Source organism: Microcoleus sp. D2_18a_B4, from assembly GCF_036702475.1.
GTDB lineage: Bacteria > Cyanobacteriota > Cyanobacteriia > Cyanobacteriales > Microcoleaceae > Microcoleus.
The window spans coordinates 1-15415 of sequence record NZ_JAUBTL010000022.1 but is presented as its reverse complement, the minus strand read 5'-3'; the positions used below and the strand labels follow the sequence as shown (position 1 = coordinate 15415).

7 protein-coding genes are annotated in these 15415 nt (G+C 46.4%); 2 read left to right on the top strand and 5 right to left on the bottom strand.

The window, feature by feature from the left end; genetic code table 11:
- Window positions 1–65 precede the first annotated feature (65 nt).
- The 3 genes from QUB04_RS14805 to QUB04_RS14795 all read right to left on the bottom strand — a co-directional run bounded on the left by QUB04_RS14805 (window position 66) and on the right by QUB04_RS14795 (window position 10784).
- Complete coding sequence (locus QUB04_RS14805) at window positions 66–572, bottom strand: tetratricopeptide repeat protein (protein ID WP_333144063.1); 507 nt, start codon at window positions 570–572, stop codon at window positions 66–68.
- A 110-nt stretch (window positions 573–682) separates the two neighbouring features.
- On the bottom strand, window positions 683–1765 hold the full coding sequence (locus QUB04_RS14800) for a tetratricopeptide repeat protein (RefSeq protein ID WP_333144064.1): 1083 nt from the start codon (window positions 1763–1765) through the stop codon (window positions 683–685).
- A gap of 31 nt (window positions 1766–1796) precedes the next feature.
- Window positions 1797–10784, bottom strand: a complete 8988-nt coding sequence (locus tag QUB04_RS14795; RefSeq protein WP_333285342.1) for a DUF4114 domain-containing protein — start codon at window positions 10782–10784, stop codon at window positions 1797–1799.
- A gap of 660 nt (window positions 10785–11444) precedes the next feature.
- Here QUB04_RS14795 and QUB04_RS14790 point away from each other — a divergent pair.
- Window positions 11445–12251, top strand: a complete 807-nt coding sequence (locus QUB04_RS14790) for a TPM domain-containing protein (protein ID WP_015179020.1) — start codon at window positions 11445–11447, stop codon at window positions 12249–12251.
- 121 nt (window positions 12252–12372) lie between these two features.
- Window positions 12373–12996, top strand: coding sequence for a precorrin-8X methylmutase (locus QUB04_RS14785; RefSeq protein ID WP_333285340.1), 624 nt, complete (start codon window positions 12373–12375; stop codon window positions 12994–12996).
- Between the two features lie 301 nt (window positions 12997–13297).
- Here the strand turns inward: QUB04_RS14785 and QUB04_RS14780 are convergent, their stop codons facing one another.
- Together QUB04_RS14780 and dapB are read right to left on the bottom strand one after the other, a co-directional pair.
- On the bottom strand, window positions 13298–14008 hold the full coding sequence (locus QUB04_RS14780) for a phosphate ABC transporter permease (protein WP_333285339.1): 711 nt from the start codon (window positions 14006–14008) through the stop codon (window positions 13298–13300).
- Between the two features lie 241 nt (window positions 14009–14249).
- The gene (dapB, locus tag QUB04_RS14775; RefSeq protein ID WP_333285337.1) at window positions 14250–15077 is read right to left on the bottom strand and encodes a 4-hydroxy-tetrahydrodipicolinate reductase; all 828 of its coding nucleotides are present in this window, start codon (window positions 15075–15077) and stop codon (window positions 14250–14252) included.
- Window positions 15078–15415 lie beyond the last annotated feature (338 nt).

The window sequence follows — 15415 nt, the reverse complement described above, 5'->3', positions numbered from 1 at the left end:
TTCTCTAAAAAAGCTCAGCTTTTTCAAAGAATTTTTTACTCTTTTGCATCGGGGAACATTAGTAGTCAATCATCAAAACAATCGCTGTTTTTATCGTCTAATTTGCATATCTCTCTTGCTGAGTCACCATCGAAAAGATAACCTCTATCTCGATCCCGGGCTGCTAAGTTAAACATTCTGCGCTGTTCTGCTGGCGATCTAATGTCCATCCATTTCTCCCAAGGCCAACGCTTTGAATCAAGTTCTTCTAAGTCAATGGAGCAAGCTGGTATGGGCATCGGAGTTTTGAAAGGTGATGGAGCGAGCAACCGGGATTTTTCTTTAGCAAACATTTCTTTCCCGAAATCGCTGAAACGGTCTAAGTGTTTTTCTATTTTGGCAACTAACGCTGGCACTGCGTCAAATTGTTCAAAAGCCCACAGCACGTTAGCTAGCTGATAGAGAATGACAGGATTGGTTGGATCGTACTTCAGGGCCTTTCGATACAGAGGTAGCACTTTGTTGAACTTTATATCCCCAAACCACAGACGATTCGCTTCATCAAATAACCGCTTTGCTTCTATGTGATTCATAGTTCTCAACTTCCTCTTTGACTTTGGCAACAATGTGAATTATGGTCTCGGACTAATGTCTTGATGGTAAGGTCTTAAGTAAGTTTGAAATATTGCACAGAGAAGTTACCTTAATCTCGTCGCATATAATTTAAGTTCGATCGATCGCTCTCATTCTCGCGTCGCAGCTCTTCTTCCTCCTTAAGTATTTCAGAGTCATACCAACCCTTACCATTAAGATAAGTTTCGTAAGCCAAAAGAAACATTCTACGATCTTCAGCAGCAGCACTAATTACAGACCAATTATTCCTATTAAAATTCATCGAATAAAGTTGCTTGAGGTCGATTTCCCACGCGGGAATGGGCAGAGGCGGCCTATAAGAGGGACGTTGCAGTAGCCACTCTTTCATTGTAGCAAAAAGCTTTCTGCCCCTCTCACTCAGACGGTCTTGATAAAGGGATGCCAGATCGAGTGCTTGCACAGCTTCATCGAACCGTTCAAAGGCTCGCAGCACAACCGCAAGTTGATAGAGCATTACTGGGTCAGTCGGGTCGTACTTGAGGGCTTCTTGATAAATTGGTAGAACAAGGTGATAGCGTCCTTCCTTAAACCAGAAATGATTGGCTTTCTCAAATAGCTGTCTGGCGGATGGTCGCAGATTATTTAATATTGCGATATCGCTCTGATTATTAAGTCTGGCTTGTTCGGCTTCCCAAGTTTTTTGGAATTCAGAAAAAGGCAGACTTCTGTCATAGGTAATTGCTGCCAAAAGAAACATTCTCCGCTCGCTAGCAGCAATAGCAATTTCAAGCCACTCATTATAATTAAAAGTCTTTAAGACAAATTGTTTTATGTCGATTTCTATTGCTGGTATGGGCAAGGGCCGTGCATTATAAAGATGTTTCAGCAGCCATTTTTTCCTTCTATCTAAAAGTTTTCTGCCTATTTTGCTGAGAAGGATTTGGTGAAGAGATGCCATTTCGAGTGCAAGTGCTGCCTCATCGAAGCGCTCAAACGCCCGCAGAACCACAGCCAGTTGATAGAGCATTACTGGGTCAGTGGGGTCGTACTTGAGGGCTTCTAGATAAAGCGGTAGGACAAGGTGATAGCATCCTTCCTCAAACCAGAAATGATTGGCTTGCTCAAACAGCCTTCTGGCTTCTGCTGGGTTGACTGCTTTTACGTCTTTTGGTGGGAAGAAAAATTCAGTCATAGCAACACAATTGGGTAGGAGTTGAAACGTTTTATGGGAGGTTTTGATGGTAGTTGATTAGGTAGGTATCCAATATTGGTTGAACCATCTCTCTCACACCGCGATTAATCGTTGATTTAGCTGAATTCAATAATATAGCCAGGCTATTACCTTGATCTTTATTTTGTTTCAAGAATCCGTCAGAAGTTTCTTCAAGCTGTGCGGCAAATTCTCTTAATTCCGCAGCTATCTGAGCGGGTGTTTTATTCACCTCGCCTCCAACTCCCGGTAGAAGACCATCGATAATGTTGGCAACGTTATTGAGCATTGCTTCAGCATCATAAGTTTTAAGGATTCTAGTAGATACTTCTTCAGGATTCAAGGCGGCTCGAATCGCTTCCATAACGGTAACTTGCTGGTTAACCTGTGCTTGCAGTGTGCTGAAAACAGGTGTTATAGCTTCCATTGCTTCTATGTTACCAAGAGCCATGAAATAGTTAAATGCACGTTTGGCCGCTTTGAGATATTTCCCATCTGGGTTATAGCCTGATTCCGGGTCTTTTTTGTTATTGAATACCAGCTCGAATACCTCTTTACGCATTGTACTGGCATACCAACCCAGTTTTTCCTTGGGAAATGTTTCGGGCTGCTTAAGGATAAAGGCAGTCTGAAACTCCGCTCCACCCGGTCGAGTTTCCAAAGGAAGATTTGTGGTGCTTGTATCTTCTTCGATTAGGTAAAATTCTGCATCCTCAGAGAAAGGCTGAGTAGAGAAAAGAATCTCTCCAGTAGTTGCCTGTTTAGCGGAGATGCCTAAAACCTTAGTAATGCCGATAAAACGGTTTCCATCGACCTTCGCCCGCCAGAAGGTATTGATAAAATCCCGATCTGTCCCATTTAATCCTTGTAATGCCTCCGAAATTGTACTGCGATTATTTTCAAGTTCGCTAAGACTCTTATATACTAATCGCTCTCCTTTGGAACTTCTAATCATAATCTTCTCAAATTCAACTCTTGGGTTTGTTTGATTGCGTCTTACAAAGTCGATAAGAGTATCGACAATAGCTGTCGCTGCGTTTTGAGCATTGGGAGCGGATACGTCAAACGTTTCCACATAATCGATATCGCCGGGATAAGGTTGAACAAGCCCTTGAGCGGTAGTCCCGCCAAAACCCAACATGGTCTTGAGCTTAGTACCTGCGGGTAAATTTACTCGTTGGGAAGCAAGCTCTCTACCAATATCGAATACAGCTCGTTTTTCGAGCGGTGCGATATTCCATGCAACAGAGCTACTACCATAAAAAGTTTGAAAAAGATTTTCGTAGTTGATTTCAAAGATTAATCTGCCTCCCTCCAGCTCAACGGGACTAACATTCACTTCATCTCCATATTTATCTCTTTGAACCTCAACTGAGATTTTTCTTAACAGTCCATCCCGTTGTCTAATAGGTCTTTCAAGAAGTTTGTCCACGTCGTTGGGATTGTCTGCTGTATCGCGCATTTCGACCAGCTCTGCGATCCTCTGGCTTAGCTCCTGCAACCTTTCCTTCTCATCTTCTTGGATACTCAAGCTTGCTGCCATTCCCCAAGGGCTTCCAGCCGTTGCGATCGGACTGTGCTTGCTATCAAACACACCGTAAGTAAACTGGTTGCGAGGCCAATCCCCCGTAACAATTCCATAGTCAGCAGCGATACTAATTGCTGGGTTAATATCGTCAATTGGAACGCTTTGGAATTTACTCGAGCTGACCGGACGGCTCGTGGCAGGATTGAAGTAAGGCGATTTGACACCTCTGTCGAGGTTGTCGATTTTAAAATCTCCAGGGTTTTCGAGAGTTCTGATAATTTCCTCGACATCGAAGACATAGACACCCCCGTCGCCGCTCAGGGTGGGGTAGGAAGCATAGAGGTATTTGTTATCGTTAGAAAGTACCAAGTCAGTGGTTGCCCCTTGCGGTATCGGTCGAGTCGCCGCCACCAGTTTCGGAGTGGGTCCAAACGGGTCTTTAATGATGCCGATATTGCTTCCTGCCCGCACCCCGTCTATGCTCTCAACTCCGGTTTGCGAACTGTCGTTTTTCGCGGCCACAAACGCATAGGACCCATCGCGCATCACCGTGACAGCCACCGCCCGATTGACATCAAAGTAATCTAGGGAACCGCCCATTAGGGGGTCACCCAAACTTAGCGCCGCATAATCGTTGGCAGTAGCGGCAAAGCTAGTGGGATCGTCGTTGGTAATTGTTAATACGCCAAAGCCCTTACTATCATTACTGGTGTTAGTAAAGGTCATCCGATTCGGCTCGGCGGTAGCAGCCATTCCCTGCACCCCAGCAAAAGTATTTACCACACCAATCTCCTGATGCCACTTGCGGGGGTTCTGGCTTGGATCGAGAGGTTGGTCTTCAGGATCGATATTCACCGCGATAATCTGGCTAGTTGGAAAGCCCGGTGCAGTGGCGAAGAGCTTGCGCCCGTCACTGCTAATAGCTATTTCATTTAACCCACCCGTTACTGAGCTTAGGGAGATAGTCTGGATGACCTGATGATATTCTTCGGAGAAGGGGTCGATGTCCAAAACATAAATGTTTCCTCGCTTCCCATCAGAGATGTAGGCATATTGGTTGCGGGGGTCGATGGCAATTGACCGAGGCGTTGCACCAATAGGCAAATCGATCGGGTTGATGCCGGGGGTATCTGGTTTGGTGTCCACCTGTTGCAACACCATCGGATCGACCAATGCCACACGACCAGACTGCTCCAGAGCCACGTAAACGCGGGTTCCGTCACTCGTCACAGCTAAGTCTCGCGGTCTGTCGATCGCGCCATCTCCCACAGGAATAGTAGAAAGCAGTAAATTAGAACTGCTAGAAGCTGCCACAACCGACTCGGGATCTGTACCGTCTAAAACTGCAACAGCATCAGCTCCTTTTAGCGCCGCAAAAACATACTCAGCTCCCGCGTCCAACCAAATGGGATTGCTGTTGTATTCGATCTCCTCATACACTGGTTCCGTCAGGTTCTGATCGACCAGTTGATTCTGCCGTCTGGATAAGGAAATGTAAGACTCACCCAAAACTACAGTATTAGGTACTTTAACTGCCACTTCAAACTGGTTGTCTCCCAAAGTTGCGCTAAGGTTGGGCAATATTGCCTGTTCGTAAACACGATCGCCAACGTAGAATTTCACAACTAAGTCTTCGAGCCGGCTGCCCTTGGGATCGCCCAAATTGCTCGCCAGAACGTTACTGGCTTTGAGGAAAAGAATCGGTTCGTTACCCTCAAAGGGTTGATTGTTTTCGTCTTTGAACTTCAGAGAGGCTGCTTGAAGTTTAGGTGCGGCTGCGGAATTGGAAGCTGCTGGTGTTGGTATATTTAGGTTGGCTTCCAAAGTCGCAACGCCGTTTGAGTTTCGTTGGACGCCCAACTCAGTAACTATTGGCAATCCCACTTTAGGGATCGCGATTACTTTGACTGAAGAGATGTCGTAAGAAACTGTAAACCCAAAATTGGTGACAAAGTTGCTTGGATCGATCAACTGACCGATACCTCCCAAGGGGTCAATGATGCCAAAAAATGCTAGGGGGAAATCGTAGTTAAGGGTGAGTTGACCTTTGACTAAGGTGGCATCTCCGGTGGGACTTGAATAGACAATTATATATTCGCCTGGCCTGACAACCCCTGGATAGGGTGGCGAGGAGGTACGAATTGTGCCGTCATCCCCAACTACACCAGATTCTTCTTGAAGCCAGATTGGTTTCCAGACACCAGTTTCATCCGGTAACGCACCCTTCCGCATGAAGTAGACCTCAGTTCCCGCAGGTAAGCCCTCTGGTGCTGGCACCGCTAATTGAACGGGCTGTTCCAGAGAGCTATCGCCAAAGTTCAAATTAAAAGCCCCGGCAAACTCAAATCCAGTCGGGACTGGCAGCGATAACTCGGAGCGATTTAAGGAAGCAATGCTGACATTTGTATCGCTGTTCAAAGCGCCGGGAGGCATCATCACCATAAGTTCTCCGTCGCTTGAGAGGACGACGCCGCCAGCAGCCCCCACGGTTGCAGGCCCGCTTCGCGGCGCTTCGACTCGCACTGGAATTGTTGCTTCTGCTGCACCGTAAATCGCAGTCACCGCAGCATCGCCAACGCCGACTGCTGTAATAGTGCCGTCGGGACTGACCCTCAAGATGTTGCTGTTGTTGCTAAAATAGCGCGTACCCGTACTGGCTGCGGTTAAGTTGACCTCGCTCAACCCAGGGTTCAAGCCGAGGGACAGTTTCCGGGTTGCGCCGGGTGTCAGGGAGACGGCATCCGGGTAGGGGTCTAGTCCGTACATTTCGGCTAGTATCTGATGCAATTGAGCGTCTGTTGTCGGTTGCGGCATCGCCCCAATGCGAATTGGGGTCACTGCTTGCAGGTTGTTTCTACTCGCGCTCAAAATCGAAGTGCCGTTGGTTAAACCTGTCACTTTCCCGGCTGCGTCTATTGGTGCTACTTCTGGATTTATTGAAGTGTAAGTTAAATAAGAATCTGGCAGCACTACACCTTTTTGGTCGGCAAAATCTCCGAGCACAACTAATTCCGTATTTTCTCCTGCATTGAGGATCGGATTTCGCTTCACAAAATCTAGATTCAGCAGGGGAACATCGCTGACGTTGACTGTCACCCGCGCGGGCGTTGAACTACCAAAACCGTCGCTGGCAAGGAAATCAAAGCTGGCAATTCCTGAGAAACCGGTTGCCGGTTTGAACGATGCTTTGTTAGTTGAGGGATTGAAAATTACTGTGCCGTTAACTGGATTGAGGACGCTAATTGTCAGGGGGTCGCCCTCTGCATCTGTGGCAAGATTTTCTAATGAAATAGTTGTTTCTAATTCTGTATAAGTCCGAGCGTTTGTCGGTGAAACAACGGGCGGATTGTTGTCAGAATTCGGGGGATTGGCTTCGCCGAGCAATTGTTGTCCTAACGGAGTATTGCGCCATTCTCTATCAGGATTGATGACTGTATCTAGCAGCGGTGCGTTTCCTATTGCGCCACTAATTTTAAAGATTAGGTCATTGTAATCTCTGTCAGAGTTAGCGGATGACATATCTTCGAGGGCAAAAGTGTTGCCGGTGCCGGTAATGTCGGCTATTTGTAGCAGATGAGCGGTATCGTTGGGATTGGCTGTGGCGATACTGAATAAGGGACGGTGTTCGGGGAACCAATTTCCCGAATACGAGGATTGGAGGGATGATTGTATTGTAGCGTTGGGGACTAACATGACGGCAAAGGTGTCGCCTGGTAGCATGGAGAAAGTTTTGATACCCTGATATTCGCCGCTGCCCCACTCCCAGTCGAACGGCATCGAACCGGTGAATTTGGCTCCTTCTATCGAGTCGCTAATGACAATGTGTCCGTCGGTGGAATTGCTTAAAACTCTACGGAATGCTTCGGCAATGAATTCTGGAGTTCCTGGTGTAAATGCTTCCATTCCTGCCAGGCTGAAAATTCCGAGTTCGCCTTCAAACAAGCCGCCGTCAAATACATAGTCAAATCTGACTTCTCCTTGGTTATCTACAAGAAAAGTCCCGGGGATTGGTAAATTGGCTGTTGTTGTTATTGATAAATTTCTTGGGGGATTGATATTGCTTTGAAAGTTGCCTGTACTCTGTGTGGAATAAGATTGACTGTCTGCAATACCGTCCGAAAATTGAGCCGATTCTTCTGCCTCTAATGGCAGCCAACCGCTCGATACATCTGCGGGTTTGGGCGCAATTTCGGTATCAGAATATGTGGGCTGGGCGACGGTAGTTTCTGTGGGATTTGAATTGCTATTATAAGTGTTTGAAGTTGGTGAGGGTGGGGATTTAAGAGTTGAGGGTGAAACGCTGGTTTCGACTGAGGCTATCTGTGCCGTACCTGCTGCTGTTTCTGATGGAGCTGAGAAAAGTGCCAGTATGGGAGAATCGGTTTGTACGCTAGAGTTTGAGTGGGAAATTAGCGGGTCGGGTTCGAGAGAATTAACGACAATTGCCGGGGAGTTTTCAGTCTCTAATTCTGCTGCTGTGAAGGTGACAGCGATGTCCGTATCAATTGTATCCGCAGTGAATTCTGCAAGAGCGATATCGTCTGTTTTTGGTGGCAATTGTTGGCTTTCAAATTCTGCTGTTATTTCAGCAACAGGGATATCGCGTTCAACCGTATCATCCGCTTCGAGTGTAGCAATAATTGACTCGGTTTTTGTGACCAATTGTTCGGTTTCAAATTCGGCTGTTATTTCAGAGACGGCGGTGTCATATTCAATTAAATCGGCAACGTTTTCTGTTTCTGTAGCAATAACCGAATCGGTTGTTGTGAGAAATTGTTCAGTTTCAAATTCGGCTGCGGTTTCGGTAACATCTCGGTCATTTTCTTGGGTATCAACAGCCTTGGATGCGGGAATAACCTCAGTAAATTTTATCGGCAATTGTGACGCAGCATTAGGAAGATTGTCATGGGTTTCTCTTGGCAATTCTTCGCCAAAATTATCGGCAATCTCAGATGTTTTTGCAGGAGGCTGTGAGGCGATAGAAGTGGGAGTCAGCAGAGTTTTAGCGGTTGGTGGAGAAGCAGCATTATTTACAGCATAGTCGGCTTCAGCCGGCAATTGAGGAATGCGATTAGTTGCAGTTGTGTCGGTTTTAATTAATTCAGCATCTGCTGACTCGCTGACAATTGATTCGGCTGATACTGGCCGTTCTATTTCCGAATTTAATTCATTAGGGCTAACACTGGGTGTCTCTGGGGGAGAGGCTGTTTGTTCTATTTGTTGCGATTCTTGACTATCTGATTTGCCAACTGTTGATGTTTCTGTGGCTGGCGATTCTTGAGTATCGGATTTGTCAACTATTGATGTTTCTATTTGTTGCGATTCTTGACTATCAGATTTGACAAGGATTGATGTTGCTGTTGGTTGCGATTCTTGAGTATCAGATTTGCCAACTGTTGATGTTTCTGTTGGTTGCGATTCTTGAGTATCGGATTTGCCAACTATTGATGTTTCTGTTGGTAGTGATTCTTGGCTGTCTGAGTTAGCAACTGTTGATGTTGCTGTTGGTTGCGATTCTTGGCTGTCTGAGTTAGCAACTGTTGCTGCTGTTGGCTGAGGTTTTTGTTGGTCGTTATCAGCAGTTATCGATGGTTTTTCTCCCTGGGATTGATCGCCGGAATTAGTAACAGTTGATTCTTGGGTAAATTTCGGCTCTGATTTATCCGATTCACCCTTCAGTTTTTGAACTAACTGGGAGTGAATTGATGCAGAGAAGGAGTCAACTAATTCGCTGAGGGGAACTATTTTGGATGTAGCGCCCGTGACACGGAATGTGATATCATCGTAATCGATATCGCTTCCTTGAATTAGCCCCATGTCTTCCATGGCGAAGAGTTGGCCTTCGCCTGTAATGTCGGCAATTTGACCGATACTGAAGGTGTCGCTGGGATTGTCTGTAGCTATTGAAAATAGGGGTTTTTTGTCGCCGCCGATTGCGGGGTTGTCGTATACTTGTTGTACGGTGCCGTTGGGTACTAGCATGAAGAAGAATTTGTCTCCAGGCGTCATGGCAAATGTTTTTGTGCCGAGGTATTGCCCGGAATTGAGGTTTTCTGAGCTGTTAGGATCGGTGTAATATGCTCCTTCTAAATCGTCAGAAATTGCGATGTAGCCCTTTGTCGAGTTGCTTAAAGCTCGACTTGCTGCTTCTTTGATGAAGGCTTCGGAACCGGGAACGAATTTTTCCATTCCGAGTATGCTGACGATGGCTAGTTGTCCGCTATACCAGCCGCCGTCGGATGTGAATTGTATGCCGACTATTCCTTTTTCATCGACAGTGAATGCGTTTGAGTCAAAGTTAACGTTGGTTGGGGGAGTTGAGGTTTGATCTGGTTCTGGGGTTGAGATTTTATGGGGTTCTAGATTAGTGGCTGTATCTAAGTTTTTGGTGGTGGATATTTCGGTAGGTGATGTTTTGTTGGATTCTGATAAATCAGAAGCTGACGCAGTTGCAGGTGATGTTTGATCTGGTTCTGATTTATCAGTCGTTGATGTAGTTGCAGGTAATGTTCGATCTGGTTCAGAGTTTTCAGCGGCTGATGCAGTTGCGGGTGATGTTTGATCTGGTTCTGATTTATCAGTCGTTGATACAGGTGCAGGTGATGTTCGCTCTGGTTCTGATTTATCAGTCGTTGATACAGTTGTAGGTGATGTTCGATCTGGTTCAGGGTTTTCAGTGGCTGAGGCAGTTGCAGGTGATGTTCGATCTGGTTCTGATTTATCAGTCGTTGATGCAGTTGCCGGTGATATTTTGTTTGGTGATGACTCGAAGAAGAGTGTAGTCTCTGATGATAAAGGCGTTTGGTGTTCTTCGGGTTTTGAAGTCGTTTCAGCGGTAGCGGGTAATGGCGTTTTGTCGGAAGCTTTTTCGCTCGTGGTAGATGCAGTTACAACGGGTAATGTTTTGTCCGAATCTTGTTCTGATTTTGTGGAGGCGGTTGGCGATAATTGTGTTTTATTTTCCAGCAATTCATCGGAAACAGCGGTTGTAGCTGCTGTGCTTTTATTTAGTTCTGAGTTGCTGATTGAGGAGTTGACTGGAGGTATGTCAGTCGCAGGTTTATTAGAATCAGAAGAAACGTTATTTGATGCAATTCGATTCGGGTTGATTAGGAGGTCTCCTAAGTCGGAGTCTAGTTTACCAATTAGAGGGTCAACTTCAGAATTTGTTGTATCCCTGAGAGTGCTGTTAGTTATCAGCAGGCTGGTGTTGGTAGAAGGTATGCTGTTAATATCGGAGGGTTTATTAATAATAAAAGCATCAGCTTCTGTTCGACTGAATTCGGATGCGGGCCCGCTTGCGGGTTCTATTAAGTTAAGTTGTTCGGGGTTTTGAGAAGAGCCCGGAGTTTGATCTAATAAGGTTTTGTTAGTCTGAATTCCCGGCCATTGTGGGGCGAAAGTTGGGGCAATTCCGGGAATTAAGGATTCCATTTCTGTTAAAGGTTCTCTAATCGGGTCGGTTAAAGGCACTCTGGGCGCTCCTTGAGAAATGGTTAATTTCTTTTAAATCATTATTCAGCGGTAGCTCATCATTATCGGCTCGGCTCGATGATAAAGATATTCGGGAAAATACATAATTTTAGAGCTTTTTTGGGTGTTGCTAGTCTGTTGGATTTCCAGTATATTTACTGGTAGTTTTTCAACTTATGCTAAATCTTTATGAAGGTAAGTTTTTTCAGGCAGGAAAATACTTAAATAACCGATCGCACACAGGGTCTCTCTTTGTTACCATCGGCTTGAATTATTATTAATCTGAGATGTTGCACCAATATCAATAAGGGGCTTTTTTGTAGGTGGGGGCGGGTTTATTTAACCTGTCTGCACCCCTTAAAGCTTTTGGTGAACCCGCGCCTACAGGTTTTTGATTGCGGGTGCAATATCTGGGATCGATACTCACCCCGTCAGGAAATCGAGCTCTTGCTTAACGATGGTTGACCCTGGATCGCAACTGCGCCCTCTACAGTTAATTGTCAGTCCCTTCCCTGTTCAAAACTTTCCTTCCCCGAACCCTTCCCCTTGCTCTCGGCTTCCTGTAAAGTAAATAATTGTAAAGAAATATGAGTTTTCTCTTATCCTCTGGTTAAGACCGCCAGCTAGCATTCACAATTAAGACCCGGATTATAAGTTCCTATGTCACAGCTTTTCCCGCGAAAATTTCTAGCCTCTGTTGCCGCATTTTTTCTGGCTTTGTCTGTGTGGACGATCGCACCTGCGGCCCACGCTTTCAATAATCCCGATTTGTTGCCGTCAACTCAGACGCCGATCATTGACTTAGCTAAAGCCCTCACGGATATTGAAGAACAAACTTTGGCAAAAAATTTAAAGGCATTTGAAGCCGAAACCGGCTGGAAACTGCGAGTGCTAACTCAGTACGATCGCACGCCCGGTTTGGCTGTCAAAAGCTATTGGGGGCTAGATGACAAGAGTGTGTTGCTAGTTGCTGACCCCCGAGGGGGCAATTTGCTCAATTTTAATGTGGGCGACTCGCTGTATCCGCTGCTGCCGCGCACTTTTTGGGTGGAACTGCAAACCCGCTACGGTAATCAATTTTTTGTGCGGGACAATGGCGAAGATCGAGCGATTATTGAATCTTTGGAGTCTATAGAAGGCTGTTTGCGTCAGGGCGGATGCCGCGTGGTTCCCGGTTTGCCGAGGGAACAGTGGGTTCTGACGTTAATTACGTCGGTGGTTGGCGGCGTCATCTGCGGGTTTGCGGCTCAGCCTCGGAAGCCTGGACAGGTTGTGGCTTGGCAGTGGGCTCTGATTTTTTCGCCGCTGTGGGGCATTCTGTTTTTCGCTTTCGGACTTGGACCAGTGGTGACTCGGACTTCTGACTGGTTGCCTGTGGTTCGGAATGTGTCCGGTTTTGCGATCGGAGTTTTGGTGGCATTCCTGACTCCGGTGTTGGGCAAATCTTCTTCGTCGTCGGAAACTTAGTCAACAGCCAACAGCCAACAGTCAACAGTCAACAGTCAACAGTCAATAGTCAACAGTCAACAAATGACTAAAAGCTGGTAAGCTGATACCTGACAACTCACAGGCGACAGCTATCCAACAAATGGAATGGCACGTAAGCGATGCCCAGAGTCTGGGATTAATCGATAACGAAATTGGCGACCACGGTTTTTCAGCGGCGGAGTACGAAATAGTCCGCCGCGTGATTTATGCGACTGCTGATTTTGAGTACAAGTCTTTAATTAGTTTTTCCGATCAGGCTTTGCAGGCTGGGGCGGCGGCTTTGGCTGCTCGGACTACGATCGTGGTAGATGTGCCGATGGTGCAGGTGGGCATTACCCCACAAATCCAAACTACCTTTGCGAATCCGGTTTACTGTTCGATGGAGGCTTTGACGCGCCCCCAAAGGGAAAGGACGCGGGCGGCTTGGGGGATTGAAACTTTGGCAAGACGCTATCCTGAAGGGATTTTTGTGGTGGGCCAGGCTCAAACTGCTTTGTCGGCGATCGTAGATTTGATTGAATCTGAGGAAATTCGACCGGCTTTGGTGATTGGGACTCCTTCTGGGTTTGTGGGGGTTGATGTGGCTAAGTCGCGGCTGCACGATTCGATGATTCCTCACATTCGGATTGAGGGCCGCAAGGGCTCTGCCGTGGTAGCTGTGGCTATTGTTAACGGGCTGGTGGATTTGGCTTGGCAGGCTTACGGCCAAGAGGGGAATAGTTGAGCGATAAGTCAGCAGTCATTAGTCATTAGTCATTAGTTATTAGTCAGTAGTCATTCTATCTGTGAGATCATTTCCGGTTGCATCGGAATTATTAGCCAAAATTAGGAGACTGCAGTGCCGTTTCCCTACAATATTATTTTCGGTAGGGAAACGGCACTGCAGTCTCTTCGCTTGTCATTCCGATAATAACGGAATTGATATGAGATCCGAGAAACCGGGTTTTTTACCTTAATTTGCGACTACAACCAAGTATCTCCCAAAAACCCGGTTTCTGCCCACGCACCCGTGCATAAGTCCCAGATTAATAATCAGCGGACGATCGCCTTTTTGTGCTTCTATTGTCATTATCTCGCTCTCGGTCTTTTTTCCTACCTTTTTTAATCTGTTGGCTCATCTCGACAAACAAATCTCTGCGTAAATAAGGATAGTCGCTCACCCACACGTCACGGCTGGGAATATAAATATCTGAAACTTTGGCAATTCTGCCTAAATCTTCTTGATTTGACATAATTAACATTAAAGCAGCTTGGCCGGGGACAATTCCTTGGTGATCTTTCCGCAAGGGAGCTCGAAGTGTAGTAGTAAATCCGGTTTTGTCACCAACTTCTAAGTTGATGCGCGGTTCTAGGTTGTCAACTATTACGAGTTGTCCTTTTTGATTGACTGTTTCTTCTTGACTTGTGACTTCATCTGTAATATATATATCCAAAACTCGTCCTTGCCAAAAACCGCAGTATTGATATTTGCGGCATTCTGCATTCCGCAAACTCGCCCACAAAATCGGCCCCCACAGCCAGTACAAACCAGCTATCAATCCGGTGATTAAAACTAGCGGCCCGACATCGGAACCGACGAAGTTATAAACTACCAGGAGGAAAACTACGCTGACTGCCGAGATTAACATTCGCCTCAAAAAATCGGGCGGTTTTCCCCAGATATATTTGTATTGCGCTCCCGTGGCGACGGCGGGAATTAGTTCTTGAAAGGTTTCGCGGGTTAAGGGAATTAGCATAGGAAGTTATGGGGAATTGGGCATGGGGAATTAGGGATGGGGCATGGGGCATGGGGCATAGGGCATAGGGCGTTAGTTATTGATTATTAGTGATTAGTGATTGGTGATTGGTTATTGGTTATTGGTTATTGGTTATTTACTAGAACTTAGGGATTAGGAATTAACAATTAGCAATTAGCAATCCCCAATTCCCCATGCCCAATGCCCAATGCCCAATGCCCAATTCCCAATGCCCAATTACCTACAGTATTTTTTCCAGGCCGTAAACGAGCGATCGCAATTCAAGGACTTTGCGTATAGACAGCAAGACTCCGGGCATATAACAAGCGCGATCGCTCGTATCGTGTCGTAAAGTATAAACTTGACCGGCGCCGCCAAAAATTACTTCTTGGTGGGCAATTAAACCGGGTAAACGGATGCTGTGAATGCGAATCCCTTCATCGGCCACTGAACCCCGAGCACCGGCTAATTTTTCCGTTTCCTCAACTTCTGGCGGATTGAAAGTTTTTCCCATTTCTGCTAACATCTGGGCAGTTTGAATCGCTGTGCCGCTGGGGGCGTCGGCTTTTTGATTGTGGTGCAGCTCGATAATTTCTACGTGTTCAAAATACTGAGATGCCGTGACGGCGGCTTGTTGGAGCAAAACCATGCCGATCGAGAAATTGGGTACGATCAAACAGCCGATGCTCGCTTTATCAGCGAATTCAGCTAAGTTTTCAATTTGCTTGCTGCTCAATCCGGTAGTGCCGACTACTGGGCGAATGCCGTAAGCTATTGCCGATCGCACGTTTTCATAAACTGACGAAGGGTGCGTAAAATCTACCATCACCCCTAACTGCTTTTCCTGAGCTGCTAATACCAGCATTCCTTGCAAGTCGTCAGTGATGGGAACTTCTAACGGGCCGCATCCGGCTAATTCCCCGGCATCGGCGTTGAGGCACTCAGGAGAGCGGTCTACAGCCCCAAATAAGGTCATGTCACTAGCATGGGCGATCGCCTTAATTACTTCGCGGCCCATTTTGCCTGCAGCACCGTTAACAATCACCGGAATCGGAAGTTGATTCGCCATAATCTCAAAAATATCCTGAAAGTTCGATCGACTAAATTTTAACGCTTGTGCGAATTTGGGGAAACAAGGAATGAAAGACAGGATTTGTCGGCAAATCTTCAAAAACCCCGTTCCCATTCGAGAAATACTTTGCCAAATCGAGTAATTAGCTTAAAGAAACTCGGTGGCGGCACAAGTTCTGAACAAATTACATTCAATCTCATATTAAGCTCAATTCTTTGACACTCCCCACGCATAGAATGCGGGGGATTCTTCTCTCACAGGCTCGACTCTAGACCGATATTACTATCGATCGCCGATAGAACGCCTCCAGAAGCAGTTTTACTCACGAGCTGCCC